Here is a 20817-nt window from a genome sequence, read left to right as displayed (position 1 = left end):
CACACACTATTAGGGTGTCTAGGGTTGCCCTGTTCACGGGCACCTCGATGATCGCATTCTTCGCTCCGCACGGTCAACTTCTCCGGCGGGTCCCGAGCAGATGGACTTCACCCGCCCATGCGCCGCCAGCCCGCCCTCCTGTGCGGAATCCTGCTCGCATCGCTCGCGCTCTTCGGCTGCCACCAGTCGTCAGAGCCGGCCGTCCCCGACCGCGTCGCCGCCGCATCTGCTGCGGAACCCGCGGCGCAGGCTCTCGTCGGCGGGGTGACATCGGAGATCTTCTCCAGTGCATCCGCGTCGACCGACACGCAGGTGCTGTTCATCCACGGCGGGTCGTACGTGCACGAGGCCTCGGCTCTTCACGCGCCCTTCTTCGACAAGATTCTCCGAAACGCCGACGCCACGATCACGATGCCGATCTATGCCCTCGCACCCGAACACGGTTACCAGGTGGCGTACGCGCAGATGCTGGATGTCTACCTCGAGCTGCGAGCATCGCATCCCGATTCGCCGATCGTCTTGATGGGCGGCTCCGCCGGAGGCGGGTTTGCTCTCGGGTTCGCCCAGAGCCTCGTCGAGCAGGGCCTGCCCCAGCCCGACCACATCGTGCTGCTCTCGCCCTGGTTGGATCTGACCCTGACGAATCCCGACATCCCCGCCGTCGACCGCAGAGATGTGCTGCTCGACCGCAAGGCGCTCATCCCCAACGGCCTGGCTTGGGCGCACGGCGACGACCCGGAAGGCTACCGGCTCAGCCCCGTCAACGGATCATTGGCCGGACTGGCCCCGACGACGGTCCTGGTCGGCACCGATGACATCCTGTATCCGGATGCGCTCAGGCTCGAGGCCGAGGCGACGACCGCGGGGCTCGACTTCGAGCTCGTCACCTTCCCCGGAGCGAATCACGTCTTCGCCATGTCGTCGGGTAGCTCAGGCGATGAGGCGCGCCGCATCGTCGAGAAGCTCATCAGGCCTCGCGACTGACGGTGACTGATCGTCGATCTTCACCGGTCGTCGAGAGTCACCGGTCGTCGAGAGTCACTGTTCGTTGTGCGTGACGGGATCCGCGCCGAATAGTCGGCCATCGGGCCGGCCCAGGAGGGTGATGGCCTCCATTTCAGCGGAGGAGAGCTCGAAGCCGAACAGATCGAGGTTCTGCGCCTGACGCGCAGGATCGGCAGACTTCGGAAGCGGCACGCTGCCCAGTTGAACGTGCCAGCGAAGAACGACCTGGGCCTCGGTCACCTCGTGTGCACGCGCGGCTTCGACGATAACGGGCGACGTCAGAACGTCTGATCCCTTGCCCAGGGGGCTCCACGACTCGGTGCGGATGTTATGCACCTCGTGGAACTCGCGGAGGGCGAGCTGCGGGAAGTAGGGGTGGAGTTCTACCTGGTTCACCGTGGGCAGTACTCCTGTCTCGGACTGCAGGCGCGTGAGGTACTCCTCGGTGAAGTTCGACACGCCGATCGACCGCGCCAGCCCCTGCTCGTGTAGCTGCACCATGGCTCGCCAGCTGTCGACGTAGCGGTCGTCGCCCGGGTTAGGCCAGTGGATCAGGTACAGGTCGATGCGATCGAGTCCCAGTCTGTCGAGAGACTCCTGGAATGACGTGAGGGTGCTCTCGTAGCCGTGGGCGCGCCCGGGGAGCTTCGTCGTGACCACGATCTCGTCGCGTGCCACCTCGGAGTTTCGCACCGCTTCGCCCACCGCGTCTTCGTTGCCGTAGTTCACAGCGCTGTCGATCAGTCTGTATCCCGTGGTCAGGGCCGAACTCACGGCAGACACCGCGTCAGCGCCCTTCAACGGGTAGGTTCCCAGCCCCACGGCGGGGAGGGTGTTGCCATCGGCGAGGAGGTGAGTCGGTGCGTTCGTCATGCAACGAGCCTAAACCTGCGTGCGGCAACCCCCTCGGCGAGTTCATGCGCCCGGGGTAGGGTCAAAGAATGACCGCTGGTGTAGTCCGTCCTGATCTCCGTCCGAACGCTCTCCCCGGCTGGGTCGCCCGCCAGCGGTGGTATCAAAGCTCGGCAGAGAGCGCAGAGCTCGTGCTCGTCGGAGAGTGGGTCCTTCCGCCTGCACCCGGTGGCACCGCCTTCGTCACCCACCTGCTTCGCGACGGCTCGGGCGCGGCATCCACGCTCTACCAGGTGCCGCTCGCCTACCGTTCGGCGCCCCGAGCAGAGGCCGCGGAGTCCACCCTCGTCGGCACGGTCGAGGGCGACGTCGACGGTTCTCCGGCAACGCTCTGGGTCTACGACGCGCCGCACGATCCGGACTACTGCGCGGCCCTCCTCGCTTTTATGCTCGATGGCGGGGTGAGCGGCGAGACCGAGCGGTCGTCGGGCGCCACGGCGGACGGCCATCGGCATCCGACGGCGTCGCATTCGACGTTCGCCCGGGCGCACGTCCTCCGCGGCGAGCAGTCGAACACGTCGATCATCTTCGACACGGTCGATGAATCGGGCGAGCCGTCGCTGCCCGTCATCTGCAAGGTGTTCCGTACTCTTCACCACGGCGAGAACCCGGACATCATCGTCCAGTCCGCGCTCGCCGAGGCCGGCTGCACGCTGGTTCCGCCGTCCGTCGGCTACGTGTCGGGTGTCTGGCGGGCTGACGCTTCGCCTGGATCGCCCGTCGACAGCGGACATCTCGCCTTCGCCCAGCGGTTCCTGCCTGGCGTGCGAGACGCGTGGCGTGTCGCCCTCGACGCGGTCGAACAGGGCGAGGATTTCAGCGACCGCGCGCGGAGCCTCGGGGCTGCAACCGCCGAGGTGCACGCGGTCCTGGCAGACATCCTGCCCACGGTGGCCGCAACAGCAGACGAGAGGGCACAGGTGGCGGCGAGCATGCGCCGACGACTCGGCGCCGCGGTCGCCGAGGTGCCGGAACTCGGGGTCTACGAATCGGCCGTCGACTCCATCATCGCGGGAGCAGAATCCGCCGAGTGGCCGAGGCTCCAGCGCATCCACGGCGACTATCACCTCGGTCAGGTCGTCGCCGTTCCCGACCGCGGGTGGGTCCTCCTCGACTTCGAGGGCGAGCCGCTCCGACCTCTGGCCGAGAGATCTCAACCGGATCTCACGCTGCGCGATGTGGCGGGCATGCTCAGGTCGTTCGACTATGTCTCGGGATCATACGAGCAGGCTCACCCGGGCGCGTCGGCTCAGAGCTGGGCATCGGCGTCACGCACCGCATTCCTCGAGGGCTACTCCGAGCGCGCCGGGGTCGACATCGAGCACTTCCGTGTTCTTCTCGACGCCTTCGAGATCGACAAGGCGCTCTATGAATCGATCTACGAGGCGCGCAACCGGCCCGCATGGCTTCCCATCCCTGTGACCGCTATCTCCCGACTGGTCGCTCTGTCGTGACGCAGCTGCCCGATGCTCCGCGGGCGGAGCGCCGTCCTACGACGCGAACGCACCACGGCGACACCGTCGTCGACGACTTCGAGTGGCTGCGAGACAAGGACGACCCCGCCGTTCGTGCCTACCTCGACGAGGAGAACGCGTTCACCCGGTCGTCGACAGAACACCTCGCAGGCCTGAGGCAGTCGATCTTCGACGAGATCAAATCCCGCACACTGGAGACCGACCTATCCGTGCCTGTGCGCCACGGACGGTACTGGTATTACTCCCGAACGGTCGAGGGTCAGCAATACGGGATCCACTGCAGGATCCCCATCGCAGACGACGAGGACTGGACCCCTCCCGACATCGCCTCGGGCGACGTCAGAGAAGAGGTCCTGCTCGATGACAACGTCGAGGCCGAGGGCACCGACTTCTACTCGCTCGGTAGCTTCGACGTCTCGACGGATGGGCGACTTCTGGCGTACTCGATCGATACCACCGGCGATGAGCGGTACACCCTCTACATCAGGGACCTCGAAACCGGACTCAATCGAGCAGACGTGGTGCCGAACACCTTCCCCGGTGCGACCTTCTCGCCCGACGCGAGCGTCGTCTTCTACCCGACCGTCGACGACGCCTGGCGCCCCGATACGATCTGGCGTCACGCGGTCGGCACCGACGCATCCGACGACCTCGTCGTCTTCACCGAACCCGACGAACGTTTCTGGGTCGGCGTGGGACTCACCCGGAGCGGACGATTCCTCGTGCTCGATATCGGTTCGAAGATCACGAGCGAGGTCCGCATTCTCGATACCCGTGATCTCGAGGGCGAGTTCATCGTCGTCTGGCCGCGGAGAGAGGGAGTGGAGTATCAGGTCGAACACGCCGTCGTAGCGGGTGAAGACCGGCTGCTCATCGTGAACAACCATGGCGCCGAAGACTTCCAGGTCATCGATGTGCCGGCCGATCGGCCCCTCGATGAGACCGCCTGGCGCACGCTCGTGCCGGCCAGCCCGGGGCGTCGCATCGAGGAGGTCGACGCATTCGCCGACCATCTCACTCTCGAATACCGCCGCGACGGCCTCACCCGGATCGCCGTGATCAGGCTCAGCGAGGGATCCGAGCCGTACGGCCCCATCGAGGAGATCCCGTTCGACGAGCCCCTCTTCCAGGTCGGCACAGGCGGCAACCCCGAATGGACCCAGCAGACGGTGCGGCTGGGCTACACGTCGTTCATCACGCCCTCGACTGTCTACGACTTCTCGGTCGCAGACGGAACGATGACACTCCTGAAGCGGCAGGTCGTACAAGGCGACTACGATCCCGACGACTATAAGCAGGAGCGAATCTGGGCGACGGCAGACGACGGCGCGCGCATTCCCCTCTCCCTCGTCAGTCGCACAACCTCCGATTCGTCGGTTCCCCGTCCGACACTCCTGTATGGATACGGCTCGTATGAGGCGAGCATCGATCCGGGCTTCTCGGTTCCCCGGATCTCGCTCCTCGACCGCGGCGTCGTCTTCGCCATCGCCCATGTACGTGGCGGTGGAGAGCTGGGCCGGGCCTGGTACGAGCAGGGAAAGACGCTGACGAAGAAGAACACCTTCACCGACTTCGTCGCCGCTGCCGACGAGCTCATCGGTTCCGGCAGAACGACGTCAGGCCTCATGGTGGCCCAGGGCGGAAGCGCGGGCGGACTGCTCATGGGTGCGGTCGCGAACATCGCGCCCGATCGTTTCGCCGGCATCCTCGCTCAGGTTCCGTTCGTCGACGCTCTCACCTCGATCCTCGATCCGGATCTGCCGCTCACGGTGATCGAATGGGATGAATGGGGCGACCCGCTGCACGACGCGGAGGTGTATTCGTACATGAAGTCGTACTCACCGTACGAGAACGTGCGTGACGACATCAGCTATCCGCCGATACTCGCGGTGACCAGCCTCAACGACACACGCGTGCTGTACGTCGAGCCCGCCAAGTGGACGGCCCGGCTCAGACAGGTCGGCGCCCCGGTGCTGCTGCTGACCGAGATGACGGCCGGACACGGCGGTGTGAGCGGTCGCTATGAACGGTGGAAGGAGATCGCCCAGGAGTACGCCTGGGTGCTCGACCGCCTCGGCCTCGCGGCCGCCCCGCTCATCAAAAATACCTAGGAATCTGCGCGCCGTTTACCCGTCATTCAACGAGACATGGTTAATTAGGGGCACACGCACGGAGGTCGCCCGAGCCTTCGGCATCACACCCGAGGTTGACATGCCTGTCAGAACCGCCGAGTACCCACGCCCCGATCACTTCATCCTGCATCTGAGTGACACCCACTTCATCGGTGATGACGGTCTTCTCTACGGGGCCGTCGATGCGGAGGCGCATCTTGCCCAGCTGCTCGCCGAGCTCGAGAGCTCGAAGGCGAGGCCAGAGGCGATCGTCTTCACGGGAGATCTCGCCGACAAGGGCGATCCCCGGGCCTACGAGAAGTTGCGTGCCATGGTCGAACCCGTCGCCGCACGCCTCGGCGCCCAACTCATCTGGGTGATGGGAAACCACGACAACAGGGCGTCGTTCCGCGCGGGACTGCTCGGCCAGCTTCCCTCGATGAAGCCCGTCGACCGGGTCCATGATGTCAACGGGCTACGCGTCATCGCGCTCGACTCGAGTGTGCCCGGCTCGCACCACGGCGAGATCACGCCCGAGCAGCTCGACTGGCTCGCCGAGGAGCTCTCCTCCCCCGCTCCGCACGGCACGATCCTGGCGCTGCACCATCCGCCCGTTCCGAGCGTCCTCGACCTCGCGGTGCTCGTCGAGCTCAGAGACCAGTCGGCGTTGGCTGAAGTGCTCGAGGGTACCGACGTGCGTTCCATCCTCGCCGGGCACCTGCATTACTCCAGCACGGCCACCTTCGCCGGAATCCCCGTGTCTGTCGCCTCGGCCACGTGCTACACGCAAGACCTCAACGTGCCCGTGGGCGGAACGCGAGCACGGGACGGCGCCCAGGGATTCAACCTCGTGCATGTCTACGAGAACACGATCCTGCATACCGTCGTTCCGATCGGCACGTACAGCACGACGTCGTACACCTCCGCCGACGAGACGGCGCGCATCCTCGACCGAGAGAACGTCGTCATCCGCCCGGCCGAACCGAGAGCGATTCCCATCGACCCCGTCTTGACCGTGCCCCAGCTCCTGCCTCAGGAAGCCACGATCTCGTCCTGACCGGTCAGCCGTCAGCTCCGGTGTCGGTGCCTCCGGTTCGTGTGCGTCAGGTGCCGGTGCGTCAGGCGTCGGCGCCTCAGCTAGACGTCTTCTCCCACGGCGCTGGGATCGGGAAGTACTTCTCGAGGAAGTCGACCATCAGCTCGGCACGCTCATCGGCGGGCACCTCGGGAAAACTGCCGTCGTTGAGACAGAACAGGTCGAACTGGCGCCGACGAAGCAGAGCCGGAAGGCGGCCGAGGCCACTCTTGAGCGTGGTGTCCACATAGAGCACCTTCGCGTCTTCCTGCGTGACGGCACGGCCCTCGAGCAGAGCGTAGTAGTGGTACAGCGAGTTGGTGACCGAGATGTCCGACTTAGAACGGAATCGGCTGGCCGCTGTGCGCCGGAACTCCTCGGGAAAGTCCGACTCGAGGAGTTCGATGACGCTTTTTCGCAGCGGAGCGGGCGTGTGCTCGAGGTGGCGCGTGATGACGTGACCGAACTTCTTCAGAAGCAGATCGCGGTTCACCCTGGCCGAGTTCTCGAATCCGCTACGGCTGGGATCGCTGAACCCCAGACCGATGCGCGTCGTAGCCTCGATGAACTTGGTCACGCCGCCGGAGGAGAAGAACATCGACGGCGGAACGGGGCGACCGAAGAACATGTCGTCGTTCGAGTAGAGGAAGTGCTCGCTGAGGCCCGGGATGTTGTGCAATTGGCTCTCGACGGCCTGCGAGTTGTGCGTGGGCAGCACCGACGGGTCGGCGAAGAACTGTTCGCTTCGCATCAGCTGCACTCGGGGGTGCTCGTCGAGCCAGGCGGGACGCGGCGAATCGGTAGCGATGAAGATGTTTCGCACCCATGGTGCGAAGAGGTACACCGACCTGAGGGCGTACTTCAACTCGTCGACCTGGCGGTAGCGGGCGTCGGCCTCGTCTCCCTCGCCGACGACGACGCCCTCCATGCGAGCGGCTCGGGCCTTCTGGTATTCGATGTCGTTGCCGTCGACCCACGAGAAGACCAGGTCTATATCGAAGGTGACATCGGTGGCATGCGGTTCGAACATGCCCTGGAAGGTGTCCCAGCTGCGGCCGTACAGCTCGACCGTCGCAGGAATGGCCTCGACCAGTGGTAGCTCGCGTCGGGTGAGCGAGTTCTCGACCGGACACACGTAGTGGTCGCCCTCGATACTCCAGAACTGCAATTCGATACCGGTCGAAGACCCGTAGCTGAGACCGCCCAGGGGCTCGAGCCTCGGCCGGAACAACCGGAAGATCATCGCTGAGCGCTTCTCTGAGAGCAGGCCGTCGCCGAGCAGGACGGGGGGTCGTCGTCGACCACCGACCGTACGCGAATAGAACGGCTCGTCGGCGCAGGCGACGGCGAGAGCTTTCTCGACCCGTCGGCGCAAGGGTGCGTCGACCACGAGCACAGGGCGTTCGTCGTTGCCGCGCACGAGAACGAAATCGATGCCACCCGCGATGAACGCGTCGCGAATGAAGAGCAGATCCTCGACGAGGGCCTGGTGCGGTGTTAGCGAGGTGTTGATGAGGGTCGCGAGACCCTTCTTGACGATGACGTCGGGCCGACCATGTACCTCGGGCCACGAGCGAGGTGCGCCATGAACACCCGTAGCTGCTGTGAAGAGCTCTTCGGGGGTGAAAGCCTCGACACCTTCGTCGATGTCGATGTTGTGAGTTGCAGAGCTTCCGGACAAGTAGATATCAAGCCTTTCCGAGCAGTACGGGGAGGCCCCAGTTTTCGCTTCAGTTATTATATCGCGCGCCCGCGACTTCGGACGCTCTGCGTTGCTAGAGCCAGCCCCGGCGTCGGAACATGACGTAGAGGCCTGTCATGGCGACCAGCATCACGCCGATGGCGACGGGGTACCCGTATTGCCAGTGCAGTTCGGGCATGGCATCGAAGTTCATACCGTAGATGCCCGCGATCACCGTCGGCGCGAAGAAGATAGCGGCCCAGGCGGAGATCTTCTTCACCTCCTCGTTCTGGCGGTTGCTCGCCTCGGCGAGCACTTTCATATCTTCGTTCTGGCGCTGGGCCACGAGGGTCGCGTTCACGGCGAGGATCTCTCGGAGCGTGCCGCGGAATCCCTCGATGCGGTCGTTCACGACCGCGGTGTGGTCGGCCACGTCACGCAGCGCGCGGCGCAGCTCGAGGTTGGTCTCGAACGCGTCGAAGCCTGCACGGAGGGTCTCGAGCATGCCGACCAGCGGCAGGGTGGCACGCTGGAAGTCGAGCACCTCCTGCGAGAGCTCGTAGATGCGCCTCGACACCTCGGCGTCACCGGCGAACACCTGTGCCTCGATCTCGTCGATGTCGTTCTCGAGGCCGGACACGACGGGCAGGTACTGGTCGACGACAGCGTCGAGGATGCCGTAGAGCACCGCCACGGGCCCGAGCGCGAGGAGCTCGGGTTCGGCCTCCATGCGCTGGCGCACGACCGCGAGGTCGGGCGACTCGCTGTGTCGCACCGACACGACGAAGTTGGGCCCGACGAAGAGATGCAGTTCGCCGAAGTCGACCTCCTCTCGCTCATCGGAGTAGTTGGCCGCCCTGAGCACCACGAAGAGGGTGTCGCCGTAGCGCTCGAGCTTGGGGCGCTGATGCGCGCCGATCGCGTCCTCTACGGCGAGGGGGTGCAGGTCGAATTCCTTCTGGATCGCGGCCAGCTCCGCCTCGTTCGGTCGGTAGAGGCCGATCCACGCCATCGAGTCGGTGAAACGGGCGCAGCCCGACAGCGTGTCCTCGAGGCTGGTCGGAGAGAGAACCCGACGACCGTCGGCGTACACGGCGTTGTCGACTGTGCTGCTGTGCCGGGCCGAGGGAGCGATCTCGACCGTAGCGACCGACGGCGTGTGGGGGTGCGCGCCAGGACGCAGCGACGACATCGCCCGGAGGGCCTGGGACACGCTGGGCTTCTTCATCGTCACCTCTTCTGGACGCGCCCGGGATTTGGGCGGTTAACCTTGACACATGGATGTGAACGAGACATGAACGACGACCTGAGCACCGCCGGCTCCTACGTGACAGCCGGCTCCGAATTCACCCGAGACACCAATTACATCGATGATCGCATCACGGCGTTCACGACGGAATCGGGCCGCGACGCCGAGGGCCGTCTGCTGTGGCCGGTCGAGTCCGACCGCTACAGGCTGATCGTGGCCCGCGGCTGCCCCTGGGCCAATCGCGCCGTCATCTCGCGCAGACTCCTCGGTCTCGAGAACGCCATCTCTCTCGGCATCGCGGGCCCCGTGCACGACAAACGCAGCTGGAGTTTCGATCTCGATCCCGACGGTCTCGACCCCGTGCTGCGGATCCCCCGTCTGCAGGACGCGTTCCTGGCTCGTTTTCCCGACTACCCGCGCGGCATCACCGTTCCCGCGCTCGTCGAGGTCTCGAGCGGCCAGGTCGTCACGAACGACTACCCGCAGATCACCATCGATTTCGCCCTGGAGTGGACTGCCTTTCATCGTGAGGGCGCACCGCAGCTCTACCCGGAGCACCTCAGAGCCGAGATCGACGAGATCAACTCGGTGGTCTTCTCCGACGTGAACAACGGCGTCTACCGCTGCGGTTTCGCCGGGTCGCAGAAATCGTACGAGCGCGCGTATCGCACGCTCTTCGACCGGCTCGACTGGCTCACCGAGCGACTGAGCACGAGACGGTACCTCGTGGGCGACACGATCACCGAGGCCGACATCCGCCTGTTCACCACGCTCGTGCGCTTCGACGCCGTGTACCACGGGCACTTCAAGACGAACCGGCAGAAGCTCACCGAGATGCCCGTCCTCTGGGCTTACGCGCGCGACCTGTTCCAGACGCCCGGGTTCGGCGACACCATCGATTTCGAGCAGATCAAACAGCACTACTACATCGTGCACACCGATCTGAATCCCACCCAGATCGTGCCGGTTGGTCCGGATGCGACGGGCTGGCTCGAACCGTCAGGTCGCGAGATCCGAGGCGGGCGTCCATTCGGTGACGGTACGCCGCCGCCTCCCCCGCCAGCGGCAGAGAGAGTGCCGGATCTGGTCTGATCCGCACGTACCCAAAGAATCGAGCAGGCGCGGACCGTCGACCTAGGCGTCCAGCGCCTGCTCGAGAAGGTGCACGAGAGCATCCAACTGAACACTGTCGCCCGACGACACCTCTTCGTCGCTGCCGTCGAGTGCACGGGCCGCGAGGCCCTGTTTGCTGTCGATGAGCTCGGCGATCTTCGCGTCGATCGTCTGCGCGGCCACGATCCGCCAGGCCGTCACCGGTTCCTCCTGGCCGATGCGGTGCACGCGGTCGATCGCCTGCGTCTGCTCGGCAGCCGTCCATGACAATTCGGCGAGCACCACGTTCGATGCGGCCTGGAGATTGAGCCCGACTCCGGCGGCGGTCAGCGAACAGACAGCGACGGACACCGCAGGATCGTTGTTGAACGCATCGATCTCCTTCTGCCGGTGCAGCGCAGACTGATCACCGCGGATGGAGACCGTCTGCAACCCGGCCTTCGCGAAGGCCTCCTCCGCCTGGTCCATGACGTCGATGTGCTTGGCGAAGAACACGACCTTGCCCACCGATCGGGCGAGCTGGGCCGTGTAGTCGGCTGCGAGCGACGCTTTGGCCTGACCGATGAGGCGAACCATGGTGAAGACGTTGTCTCCGCTTCCGCCCTGTGCCTTCGACTCCTCGACCTCCTGACGTGCGACCGCGCGCATCAGGTTCTCTGTCGAGACCTCGGCATCCGGATCTGACTTTGTGCGGGCGGCGAGCAGCCGCGTGTAGCGCGTGACGAGCCGGCGACCCAACTCGGCCTCCGCCTCGCGGATCGAGCGCCCCAGATCGTCGTCGAGCTCGACGGGAAGGTCGACGATCCTCTTGGCCGGCAGGTCGGCGGCCACGTCGAGTTTGCGGCGACGCACGATTCCCATGTCGATGACCGCCTCGCGTGCCTCAGAGAAGAATCCGAAGTCGGCGGGAGTGAGCCCGGTCTCTTCGAGCTTCTCCATGAGGTCCGGCGTGGGCTTGGTTCCGTCGATCCACCCCAGGAGCTGCCAGATGGCACGGAAGTCGTCGATGTCATTGATCAGCGGCGTTCCCGTGAGGGCCATCATCAGAGGGCTTCCTCCCGGCGCCTGCGACCGGATGCGTTCGGCCAGGGCGAGCACGTGCTTCGACCGCTGCGACGACAGGTTCTTGATGAAGTGCGCCTCGTCGACCACCATGCCGCGGAACCCAAGTGTGCTCAGCCAGGCCAGGTGCCTGTCGAGTACCTCGTAGTTCACGATCACGACATCGGCGAAGGCGTCGAGACCCGCTCCGTCGCCGTGAATGACCGTTGCACGACGGTGGGGAGTCCACAGTTCTACCTCGCGTGCCCAGTTCATCTTCACGACGTTCGGCACGACCGCGAGCAGCGGGTAGGCGTCCGCGACGGATGCGGCGAGCAGAGATTGGGCCGTCTTTCCGAGACCGGGTTCGTCGGCGAGGAGGAAGGAACGGTGGCCCTGGGCCACGCTCGCCACGAATCGGGCCTGGTGACGCATGAGTTCTTGCCCGGGGGGCGAGAGCCTGTCTATCCGGGGCGCCTCGGGAAGGTCCATGCTCGCAACCTGTCCGCCCGCACCGTATTCGAAGGCGCGGAAGAGGGGTCCGAGCAGCTCCCAGTTCGAGAGCCTGCCGTGCGACGAGTGCTTCTGCGTCGAGGCAGAAGAGAAATCGGGGGCGAGGAACGGGTTGGCCAGCTGGCGTGCCTTGACCGACTGCGGAATGACCTGCCGCTCAGCGAGCTCGGGAGGAAGCATGGTGGTCTGCTTGGGAGCTTCGACGACCTCCTCGGGTACGTCGATACCGGCTTCTTCGAGATACTGGCGCCGCAGCTTCTGTGCGACCGGCGAGATGGGCGCGTCGTTCTCGAGGAGCGTGATCAGCGACGTGTCACGCGCCGCCGTCTTGGCGAGAATCGATCCGATACCGTCGAGGCGTTTGATCTGCTCCGCGCGGTCGGTGTCGGAAAGATCGGGGTTGTTGCGCACCGAAATGCGTTCCTCCCTCGCCAGAAGGGCCACGACGAGGAACTTGGTGCGGTTCGACGGCGCCACCTTTCCGCGCTGCGCAGCCGCTTCGACCTCGCGCACCTTGCGCGCGAGGATCGGGATGAGGCCGGTGTTGTCGACGCTCTTGGATGATCGGCGTCCGCCGGATCGAGACATGCTCCTCCTGTGGAGTGTGGGCCCCGCCGTCCGTGCTCCCTCTGTGGACGACGATGCCGAATAACGATCCCTGGCCGGGATCGGTGCGGTCGTGCGGGCCGGGAGTAGGCGTCGAGCAACATGACATTGTCACGGTCGACGGGGAGAGCGAAGCGGCCCGGCCTGCAGACAGTCTACGTCACCGCGCGCCGCGCACGCGCCGAGGTCGACTCAACGGCGGGTGATCGGCCTCTCGGGCGTCTGGGGCACTTTGATCAAGAGACCGGCGGCAACAAAGACCACCGCAGCCGCGAGGTGCAGGATCTGCCAGACGAACAGCTCGAGCTCGAGCGGCACGATCGGGTTCCAGAGAACGACGATGGCGGCCAGAGCAGGCAGCCACCACCACTGCTTGGCCTGGAACGCGAAGACACCGATGATGGCGGCGAGAATGCTGACCGCGTATCGGAAGATCGTGAACCATTCGCTGTCTATCAGGGCGACTCCTGCGAGCAGCAGGATGGCCGCGAGAAGTCCGGGCGCGAGCGCGAGACGGGCGAAAGAGGGGTTCGGATAGCGCTGCGACATCGTGCCGACAGCTTAACGTGTCGCCGTGGGCGCCGGTCGCGCGAGGTCGTCCAACGCGTGCTCCAGAGTGCTGTGTTGAAAGACGTAACCAGCGTTCTGTAGCCGCTCGGGCACGACCCATCTGCTCTTCAGGATGAGCTCGGTCTCTGTCCGCAGCACCGACATGGCGACCTCGAGCATCCATCTGTAGGCCGGCAGCCCGACCGGCGCACCGACGTTGCGCCGAAGCAGAGCCATCAGCCGCCTGTTGTCGCTCGGCTCCGGGGCAGAGACGTTGACGACGCCGTCGATATTCGGTCGGTCACGGATGAACCGCACGATCGCGACGACGTCGTCGACGTGCACCCAGCTGAATTTCTGGAGGCCCTCGGTGCCCCGTTTCTCGTGCCAGACGCCAGCGCGGCGCCGGGCGGCCGAACCGAAGAGAGAGCGGAACCACCACCCGTCGTGCTGCGTTCCGCCCAGTCCGAGCCGGGCGACGCGGATGAGTGGTGTCAGTGCGCCGCCGCGGCCAAGCACGATCGCCATCCTCAGGGCCACCCGCCTCGTCTGGGGAAGCTCGCCAGCGAAGAACTCGTCCTCCCAGTCTGTGGCGATCGATACGGAGAAGCCCGTGCCGATCTCGCCGTCGGACTCGGTCTGCGGCCGATCCTCAGCGTGCCGGTAGATGGTGGCCGTGCTCGAATTGAGCCACAGCGGCGGCGGCGACGCGACGCGTGAGATGGAGTCGCGCAGAATGCGGGTGGTATCGACACGGGATCGCCGGATCTCATACCTGTTCTTCGCTGTATACCGGCAGTTCACGCTCTTTCCGGCGAGGTTGATGACCAGCGCCGCGCCGTCGATGGCGGCATCGATCGCCGCCGTGTCGTGCCAGGAGACGGCCGGCGCCGACCGGCCGACGAGTGTGACCTCGTATCCCTCAGCCAGGAGCTCCTGTCGCAGCACTCCCCCGATGAAACCGCTGGCACCGGCAAGAACGGCGCGACGGGTGGAGAGCGGGTCTGGCGAAGCGGGAGTCATACATCCAGTCTGGTCGACGTGCCCGACTTTCATGGCCATGTCGATTGTTCGAGACCGGCCGCGGCGCTAAGTTTTCCTTATGACCTCACCTGTGCCCTTCGGCGCCCCCTCGCCCGCCCTCTTCTCCGGCCCCGAAGGCGTCTGGAACGCCGACCCCGTCGAACTCGCGGCCCGTCTCTTCGTCGCCGTCTTCCAGCCTCAGGCGTCGGCTCCGTTGCCGCAGCGAGAGGTGTCCGATATCTACGATTCCCTCGCGGCCTTGGGCGGCTACTCGCTGCCGGCTCAGCGTGTGGGCAACACGCAACCGCTCGCCCTGACGGTTCAGTTGGCGCAGGAGGCCATCCTCATCTGGGAGCGGGCGACGATCGCGACCCGTCTCTCCGCGGGCGCCGGCCCTGTCTCCCACACGGTCACCGTGCTCCGATTCGGGCCCGGTGTCCTCCAGGCCGCCGACCCCGTCGCCGCCCTCCGCGAGCGACTCGGCTGACTCTGGGCATGACGACGCCCTTCCGGGTCTCTCCCGCGGTCGCCGATGCGCTGGCCGACGGACGCCCTGTCGTCGCGCTCGAATCGACGATCATCTCGCACGGCCTGCCGCGTCCGCGCAACCTCGAGGCTGCTCGTGAGTTCGAGGAGATCCTCCTCGCGCAGGGCGTCACGCCGGCAACGATCGCCGTCCTCGATGGCATCCCTCGCATCGGCCTCGACGCCGAGGGTGTAGAACGGATCGCATCGGAGGACATGGCGAAAGCGAGCGTGCGCGACCTGCCCATCCTCGCTGCCAAGCAGATCAGTGGCGCCACCACGGTGGCTGCGACGGCCTATCTCGCCGGCAAGGCCGGCGTTCGGGTCTTCGCCACGGGCGGGCTCGGCGGAGTACACCGCGGCGCAGGGCAGACCTTCGACGAATCGGCTGATCTCTCCGCTCTGGCCATCTCGCCCGTCGCCGTCGTCTCCGCCGGGGTGAAGAGCGTCCTCGACATCGCGGCAACGCTCGAGCGACTCGAGACGCTCTCAGTTCCCGTCATCGGATATCGGACGACGAACTTTCCGAGCTTCTGGTTGCGCGAGTCGGGCCACACCATCGACTGGTCGGTCGACTCCGCGACCGAGATCGCGCAGGTCATGCGCAGCCAGGATGCGCTGGGGCATGGTCAGGGAATCGTGGTCGCGAACCCCATTCCCGCGCATCAGCAGTGGGATCCCGAGGAGCACGACCGTATTCTCGAACAGGCCTTCGCGGCCGCCGAGGCAGCGGGAGTGCATGGCAAGGCCGTCACGCCGTTCCTCCTCGGCTACATCGTCGATGCTTCGGGTGGCAAGAGCCTTGAGGTGAACCTCGACATCGCACGCAACAACGTGCGTCTCGCTGCCGAGATCGCGACAGCGTGGAGCGTGCGTGCGTGAAGTGGTGAGTGAGCTCGGCGCAACGCCCGTCTCGGCTGGCTCGCCCCGCGTCGTCGTGTTCGGCGACGTGATCGACGACATCATCGTCACGCCGTCGGGTGATATCCGGCCCGACACAGATACCCCTGCCCGCATCGTCCGCACGGCGGGCGGATCTGCCGCGAATTCCGCGGCGTGGCTTGCGTGGGCGGGCTGTCATGTCGACTTCGTCGGCCGGGTGCACGTCACAGATCTCGAGCGTCATCGCGCTCTCCTCGTCGAGGCCCGGGTCAGTCCTCACCTTCTCGGTGAACCAGATCTGCCGACCGGTGCGATCGTCGTGATCGTCTCCGCCGACGGAGCCCGGACCATGCTGACCCAGAGGGGAGCGAATGCCGCCCTCTCGCCGCGCGACATCGGTCCCGAACGTCTGGCGCGGGCTCACCACCTGCATTTCACCGGGTATTCGATCTTCCGGCACGCACGAACGGCAGACTTTCCCGACCTCATCCGTCGTGCACACGACGCGGATGTCACGGTGAGCGTCGATCCGGGATCGGCCGGTTTCATCGCCGACTTCGGCCGCGATCGCTTTCTCGAGGCCATCGGCGAGGCGGACATCGTCGTTCCGAATCTCGACGAGGGTCGGGCGCTCACCGGTCGGTCCGATCCGCCCTCCATCGTCGAGTCTCTGGTCGAGCGTTTTCCGCTCGTCGCCCTCACCCTCGGCCGTGACGGCGTCGTTCTGGGAACGAACGACGGCATCCGTCTGTCGGCTCCGAGCAAGGCCACGCGTGCTGTCGACACCACCGGTGCCGGAGACGCGTTCTGCGCCTCCTTCCTCTCTGTCGTGCTGCACGAACCCGTCCGAGATCGCGACGTGCTCGAGCGAGCCGTGTCACGCGGTCTCGACACGGCAGCCCGCGCCGTCGCCGTCGTTGGGGCCAGGCCAAGCCCCACCGCGTAAAGTCGTGGTGTGGAAGAAGAGGCGGCCGCACGGCACAGCGATGCGCTGGCACTCGACCACCTGCAGACGTTGATCCGGATCCCCACTGTCTCTCGCCTCGACGAGTCGCTGATCGAGTGGTCGCGGTTCGACGAATTCACCTCGACGCTCGCTCTCCTCTACCCGCGGGTTCATGCCGCCCTCTCGCTCGACATCGTCGACGGGTACGCGCTCCTGTTCCGCTGGCACGGCCGATCGCCCGGTGACGAGACCGTTCTGATGGCTCACTACGACGTCGTCGCGGCCGACGATGCGACCGGCTGGACGCATCCACCGTTCGACGCGGTCGTGACCGGCAGCGGGGCCGACCGGATCATCTGGGGGCGGGGAACCCTCGACGACAAGGGGGCGGTCGCCGCGATCCTCGAAGCCGTAGAAAGCCTTCTGGGGGCCGGTTTCGTTCCCGAGCACGATGTCTACCTCAGCTTCGGCCACAACGAGGAGACGGCCGGATCAGGGGCAGCGGCCCTCGTGCGCGAACTCGAGCATCGAGGCGTGCACCCGCGACTCGTACTCGACGAGGGCGGTGCCGTCGTCGAGAAGGTGTTCCCCGGCGTGAGCCGACCGACCGCTGTGGTGGGCGTGAGCGAGAAGGGCATGGCCAACATCACCCTGACGGTCGAGCAGTCGGGCGGCCATGCCTCGACTCCCCCGCGTCTGACGGCCACGGCGAGACTCGCCAGGGCGCTTGTCCGCCTCGAGAGACGGCCCTTCCCCGCGTCGATCCCGGCTCCCACCATCGAGATGATCCGAACCATCGGCGCCCACTCGACTCCCCTTCTCCGTTTCGTCTTCACCCGGGCCGACACGCTTCGGCTTCCCCTCATCGCGCTCTTCGCACGTCTCAGCGATGAGACGAACGCCATGATCAGAACCACCGCCGCGGTCACCCAGCTTCGTGCGAGTGACTCGGCCAACGCTCTGGCCGAACGTGCCGTCGCGGTGGTCAACACCCGCATCGCGATCGGTTCCTCGGTCGCCGCGACGCTGAGACACATCAGACGTGTCGTCCGAGATCCTCTCGTGGTGATCGAGGCGAGCACTCCGAGCGAACCGTCCCCCGTGTCGCCGTCGACAGGAGCGATGTGGCAACTCCTCTCGGAGACGATCTCGGCCGTCTATCCTCGCGCCATCGTCTCGCCCTACGTCATGCTCGGCGCGAGCGACGCCCGCCACTTCACCAGCATCAGCTCGCACGTCTATCGCTTCACACCGTTCGAGATGTCCTCCGCAGAACGCGCCACTCTGCACGCCATCGATGAACGCATGCATGTCAGCACGTTCTTGTCGGGAATACGGTTCTACAGAACCCTGATCGAGCGACTCTAGTCGGCGTGCGGTTGCGTACGAGGCCGGTCAGCGGCCAGACGAAAACACGCACGGCCTTCGGGGTGGCGCGTGCCTTGGTGGCGATCGTCGGCGTCGTCGCCCTGGTCGGCGACTTTCAGTACATCCTCGGCTTCAGCAGCTTCTCGACGGTCAACTACTTCACCTACTTCACGAATCAGAGCAACGCCGCCGGCGTCGTGGTGCTGGGTATAGGAGCGTGGCTCTCGTTCAGACGCTCGACCGACCCGGGCTGGCTCATGACGGCACGGATGCTCACGGCCACCTTCACGATCATCTCCGGAATCGTCTTCGGGCTCATCGTCAGCCAGGCGGGAGACTACAACTACCGCATCGTGGTTCCGTGGTCGAGCCAGCTCCTGCACTTCTGGATCCCGTCGTACGTGATCATCGACTGGATCTTCGCCCCGGGCCGCACGAAGATCCCGTGGCGCCGCGTGTGGCTGGTGCTCATCTATCCCCTCGTGTGGGGCGGTTTCACGATGATCCGCGGCTCGATCGTGGGCTGGTATCCCTACTTCTTCCTCGATCCCGGTCAGGTGTCCGGACCGCTCGAGTTCGCCGCCTACTCGGGAGCGATCCTCCTCGTCATCGTCGGGCTAGCGGCGGGGCTGATAGCGCTGACGCGACGTCGTGGTCACGTCGTCGGCACGAAGGGCTGAAGACTGGCCAGGGCGATGTCCCGCACTTCGTCGTCGCCGAGATCGGCGAAAGCCCGGGCGGCGCTGCCACCGACCAGGCCGATCAGTACCGCGTCGCCCGTGAGGGGCATGAGGTTGATCCACTGGGTGATCATCGGGGCTGCCATGGCCGAAGCCGTGGCCGAAGGGGTCGGAGTCGAATCCGACGGCGCCGGCGCGTCAACGACGAGACTCCAGAAAGCTGCCTCCTGCGTCCAGAACGGTGTGTCATAGCGCAGCCACACCTTCTCGACCGCGCCTGACCCGAGGGCGGCGATGGCCGTCCTGTGGCTGAACGGAAGCGGCGGATCGAACGTGATCGAATCTGACTGCAGAACGCCGATCGGCACGGTCACGATCACCCGATCGACCCGGATGGACTCCCCCGTGGCCATCTTCAGGCGCACGGCGTCGTCACCGAGCGATACCTCCCGCACCGGCGTCGAGAGAGCGACATCAGCACCGTCGAGCGCATCGACGATCACCTGTTGAGCCGAACCGACCACAAAGGCATCGCCTCCCTGGCCCTTGTCCGCATCGTCGAGTCCGTACCAGGTCGAGAGCTCGTCAGCATCCGCGCCGAGCGTCGTCACGACTGTTCTGTCCACATACTCCGCGACGCGAGCCGCCGGGCTGACGCCGATCTCGTCCACCGACACGTCGACGGACGTTCCGTTCGCCCCAGCAAGCGATTCTCGAAGACTCGGGTCTCGCGACTGAGCCGCTCCCCAGGTGACAGCGGCGTCGACCGCGTCGCGGCCCACCGCGTTGTCGGGGACAGTTTCGGATGCGGGAGTGAGCTGGACCCGCGATGTGGCGTCGACGGGCACCGTGTCGACGTCGACGTCTCCGAGCTGATCAACGAGGGTCGACGAGTCGACGCCGCGAACGAAGCTCGGACCGAGATCGACGGCCAACGGCCAGTCTCCGGGGCCATGAGCATCCACCCGACCGCCGACGCGATCGCGCCCCTCGAAGACGACGACCTCGTAACCCGCGGCGACGAGCGCCTTGGCCGCGGCCGCCCCTGCGAGTCCCGCTCCGACGATGCCGATTCGCTCACCCTCGGATGCCTGGCGCAGCACGTCTGCGGCCGCTCGCTCACCCGAGGTCTGGGCACCGTTCATGGTGCCGGGGAAATCGCTGCTCGTCGCCTCGCCGGCGAAGAAGATGCGGTCGGAGACGCTCTCGGCCAGGGTCTCCCGCGAATCCGGCGACGAGCCCGCGGGGATATAGCTGGTGCTTCCCAAGGAGAAGGGGTCGGATGCCCAGTTCGACCGGATGAACCCATTTGGCGTCGGTATCGTGCCCGGAGTCGGCACCGGGGTGGGCGTCGCCGAAGTCGGCGCGGGACGCGGCGGACCGACGCACGCCGAGAGGGCGAGCACGGCCGCACCGGTGGCCGCGCCCACGAGAAAGGTACGACGGTCAACGCTCATGTCTGGTGCTCCGGCGCTGGTGGCGCGTCACTGCGCAGAGAGGTCGGGCAGCCTGATCGGGCGTGACATGGGGGGAAGGTCATTGACTCTCTCGAGCGCGGGACGCAGCTCGGACAGCCAGACATCGTACCCGGCCGCGTTCAGATGGAGTCGGTCCTCGCTGAAGTCCGAATTTAACTCGCCATCGGCATCGGCAAGCGCCGGCCACAGGTCGAGGTAGTGCACCCGCTGGGTCGCCGCAAACTGCCAGATGTGGCGATTGATCGCCCTCACGTTCTCGGCGAACTCCCGCCCACGAGGCAGAACGGACTGCAGGAGGATCCGGGAATCCGGCAGCTCCTGGTGCAGACGAACGAGCGCGCTCTCGATGTTTCGAACGATGCGCTCGATGCTTCGGCGCTCGGCCAGATCGTTCGTGCCGATAAGCAGCACGATCGTCTGGGGGTCGGCCTCGATGACGGCGTCCAGCCGCTCGAGCAATCCGTCAGTAGTGTCTCCGTCGACTCCGAAATTGCGCGCATCGACCTCTGAGAACCAGTCCTGCCAGGCTCCTGCGGCGGTAATGCTGTCTCCGACGAATGCGGTCACGGGCTTATCAGTCATCAT

At 65.8% G+C, this 20817-nt stretch carries 18 protein-coding genes; 10 read left to right on the top strand and 8 right to left on the bottom strand.

Going from position 1 to position 20817, the window contains the following annotated elements:
• The first annotated feature begins 117 nt into the window (after positions 1-117).
• The gene (locus tag ASE64_RS12465) at positions 118-984 is read left to right on the top strand and encodes an alpha/beta hydrolase (protein ID WP_055780949.1); all 867 of its coding nucleotides are present in this window, start codon (positions 118-120) and stop codon (positions 982-984) included.
• 54 nt (positions 985-1038) lie between these two features.
• Here ASE64_RS12465 and ASE64_RS12460 read toward each other — a convergent pair whose 3' ends face one another.
• The gene (locus ASE64_RS12460; RefSeq protein ID WP_055780947.1) at positions 1039-1878 is read right to left on the bottom strand and encodes an aldo/keto reductase; all 840 of its coding nucleotides are present in this window, start codon (positions 1876-1878) and stop codon (positions 1039-1041) included.
• Positions 1879-1946: 68 nt separating this feature from the next.
• On the opposite strand from ASE64_RS12460, the gene ASE64_RS12455 reads away from it, so the two are divergent.
• From ASE64_RS12455 to ASE64_RS12445, 3 genes are all read left to right on the top strand, one after another.
• Positions 1947-3371, top strand: a complete 1425-nt coding sequence (locus ASE64_RS12455; RefSeq protein WP_156351876.1) for a maltokinase N-terminal cap-like domain-containing protein — start codon at positions 1947-1949, stop codon at positions 3369-3371.
• Positions 3320-5503, top strand: a complete 2184-nt coding sequence (locus ASE64_RS12450; RefSeq protein WP_082466259.1) for a S9 family peptidase — start codon at positions 3320-3322, stop codon at positions 5501-5503. Before ASE64_RS12455 ends, ASE64_RS12450 begins: the two co-directional genes overlap by 52 nt.
• Before the next feature lie 100 nt (positions 5504-5603).
• Positions 5604-6560: a phosphodiesterase gene (locus ASE64_RS12445; protein WP_055780937.1), complete on the top strand. Its 957-nt coding sequence runs from the start codon at positions 5604-5606 to the stop codon at positions 6558-6560.
• 76 nt (positions 6561-6636) lie between these two features.
• Here ASE64_RS12445 and ASE64_RS12440 read toward each other — a convergent pair whose 3' ends face one another.
• Positions 6637-8259 (bottom strand): stealth family protein, encoded by a 1623-nt coding sequence (locus ASE64_RS12440; protein ID WP_055780935.1) that lies wholly within the window; start codon positions 8257-8259, stop codon positions 6637-6639.
• Positions 8260-8353: 94 nt separating this feature from the next.
• A complete protein-coding gene (locus ASE64_RS12435; RefSeq protein WP_055780932.1) occupies positions 8354-9487 on the bottom strand; it encodes a magnesium and cobalt transport protein CorA in 1134 nt (377 codons plus the stop codon).
• A 66-nt stretch (positions 9488-9553) separates the two neighbouring features.
• On the opposite strand from ASE64_RS12435, the gene ASE64_RS12430 reads away from it, so the two are divergent.
• Positions 9554-10600, top strand: coding sequence for a glutathione S-transferase family protein (locus ASE64_RS12430; protein WP_055780930.1), 1047 nt, complete (start codon positions 9554-9556; stop codon positions 10598-10600).
• Between the two features lie 42 nt (positions 10601-10642).
• Here ASE64_RS12430 and ASE64_RS12425 read toward each other — a convergent pair whose 3' ends face one another.
• The 3 genes from ASE64_RS12425 to ASE64_RS12415 form a co-directional block, all read right to left on the bottom strand.
• Positions 10643-12763 carry a DEAD/DEAH box helicase gene (locus ASE64_RS12425; RefSeq protein WP_055780929.1) on the bottom strand — a complete coding sequence of 707 codons (2121 nt, stop codon included), beginning with the start codon at positions 12761-12763 and terminating at the stop codon, positions 10643-10645.
• Between the two features lie 210 nt (positions 12764-12973).
• Positions 12974-13330, bottom strand: coding sequence for a DUF6804 family protein (locus ASE64_RS12420; protein ID WP_055780927.1), 357 nt, complete (start codon positions 13328-13330; stop codon positions 12974-12976).
• A 12-nt stretch (positions 13331-13342) separates the two neighbouring features.
• A complete protein-coding gene (locus ASE64_RS12415; protein ID WP_055780925.1) occupies positions 13343-14353 on the bottom strand; it encodes an epimerase in 1011 nt (336 codons plus the stop codon).
• Positions 14354-14432: 79 nt separating this feature from the next.
• Here ASE64_RS12415 and ASE64_RS12410 point away from each other — a divergent pair, with 79 nt between their 5' ends.
• The 5 genes from ASE64_RS12410 to ASE64_RS12390 all read left to right on the top strand — a co-directional run bounded on the left by ASE64_RS12410 (position 14433) and on the right by ASE64_RS12390 (position 18754).
• A complete protein-coding gene (locus tag ASE64_RS12410; protein ID WP_055780923.1) occupies positions 14433-14840 on the top strand; it encodes a hypothetical protein in 408 nt (135 codons plus the stop codon).
• 8 nt (positions 14841-14848) lie between these two features.
• Positions 14849-15760 carry a pseudouridine-5'-phosphate glycosidase gene (locus ASE64_RS12405; RefSeq protein WP_055780921.1) on the top strand — a complete coding sequence of 304 codons (912 nt, stop codon included), beginning with the start codon at positions 14849-14851 and terminating at the stop codon, positions 15758-15760.
• A complete protein-coding gene (locus ASE64_RS12400; RefSeq protein WP_162234571.1) occupies positions 15753-16706 on the top strand; it encodes a carbohydrate kinase family protein in 954 nt (317 codons plus the stop codon). The genes ASE64_RS12405 and ASE64_RS12400 overlap by 8 nt, the downstream gene beginning before the upstream one ends.
• Positions 16707-16715: 9 nt before the next feature.
• A complete protein-coding gene (locus ASE64_RS12395; protein ID WP_055780915.1) occupies positions 16716-18074 on the top strand; it encodes a M20/M25/M40 family metallo-hydrolase in 1359 nt (452 codons plus the stop codon).
• A gap of 62 nt (positions 18075-18136) precedes the next feature.
• Positions 18137-18754 (top strand): Pr6Pr family membrane protein, encoded by a 618-nt coding sequence (locus tag ASE64_RS12390; protein WP_055853580.1) that lies wholly within the window; start codon positions 18137-18139, stop codon positions 18752-18754.
• Here the strand turns inward: ASE64_RS12390 and ASE64_RS12385 are convergent.
• Together ASE64_RS12385 and ASE64_RS12380 are read right to left on the bottom strand one after the other, a co-directional pair.
• A complete protein-coding gene (locus ASE64_RS12385) occupies positions 18730-20211 on the bottom strand; it encodes a flavin monoamine oxidase family protein (protein ID WP_082466255.1) in 1482 nt (493 codons plus the stop codon). The two genes, ASE64_RS12390 and ASE64_RS12385, sit on opposite strands and share 25 nt — an antisense overlap.
• 27 nt (positions 20212-20238) lie before the next feature.
• Complete coding sequence (locus ASE64_RS12380; protein ID WP_055781994.1) at positions 20239-20814, bottom strand: GDSL-type esterase/lipase family protein; 576 nt, start codon at positions 20812-20814, stop codon at positions 20239-20241.
• Between the last annotated feature and the right edge of the window lie 3 nt (positions 20815-20817).

This window comes from Agreia sp. Leaf210 (assembly GCF_001421485.1).
Classification (GTDB): Bacteria; Actinomycetota; Actinomycetes; order Actinomycetales; family Microbacteriaceae; genus Agreia.
Note: the sequence above shows the minus strand (reverse complement) of the source record. Positions and strands in the feature narration are given on the sequence as shown.

Bases quoted from the DNA above. Each gene is read 5' to 3' on its own strand.
- ASE64_RS12465 (WP_055780949.1), top strand. From the start codon at position 118: ATGCGCCGCCAGCCCGCCCTCCTGTGCGGAATCCTGCTCGCATCGCTC.
- ASE64_RS12460 (WP_055780947.1), bottom strand. From the start codon at position 1,878: ATGACGAACGCACCGACTCACCTCCTCGCCGATGGCAACACCCTCCCC.
- ASE64_RS12455 (WP_156351876.1), top strand. From the start codon at position 1,947: ATGACCGCTGGTGTAGTCCGTCCTGATCTCCGTCCGAACGCTCTCCCC.
- ASE64_RS12450 (WP_082466259.1), top strand. From the start codon at position 3,320: ATGGCTTCCCATCCCTGTGACCGCTATCTCCCGACTGGTCGCTCTGTC.
- ASE64_RS12445 (WP_055780937.1), top strand. From the start codon at position 5,604: ATGCCTGTCAGAACCGCCGAGTACCCACGCCCCGATCACTTCATCCTG.
- ASE64_RS12435 (WP_055780932.1), bottom strand. From the start codon at position 9,487: ATGAAGAAGCCCAGCGTGTCCCAGGCCCTCCGGGCGATGTCGTCGCTG.
- ASE64_RS12430 (WP_055780930.1), top strand. From the start codon at position 9,554: ATGAACGACGACCTGAGCACCGCCGGCTCCTACGTGACAGCCGGCTCC.
- ASE64_RS12425 (WP_055780929.1), bottom strand. From the start codon at position 12,763: ATGTCTCGATCCGGCGGACGCCGATCATCCAAGAGCGTCGACAACACC.
- ASE64_RS12420 (WP_055780927.1), bottom strand. From the start codon at position 13,330: ATGTCGCAGCGCTATCCGAACCCCTCTTTCGCCCGTCTCGCGCTCGCG.
- ASE64_RS12415 (WP_055780925.1), bottom strand. From the start codon at position 14,353: ATGACTCCCGCTTCGCCAGACCCGCTCTCCACCCGTCGCGCCGTTCTT.
- ASE64_RS12410 (WP_055780923.1), top strand. From the start codon at position 14,433: ATGACCTCACCTGTGCCCTTCGGCGCCCCCTCGCCCGCCCTCTTCTCC.
- ASE64_RS12405 (WP_055780921.1), top strand. From the start codon at position 14,849: ATGACGACGCCCTTCCGGGTCTCTCCCGCGGTCGCCGATGCGCTGGCC.
- ASE64_RS12385 (WP_082466255.1), bottom strand. From the start codon at position 20,211: ATGAGCGTTGACCGTCGTACCTTTCTCGTGGGCGCGGCCACCGGTGCG.
- ASE64_RS12380 (WP_055781994.1), bottom strand. From the start codon at position 20,814: ATGACTGATAAGCCCGTGACCGCATTCGTCGGAGACAGCATTACCGCC.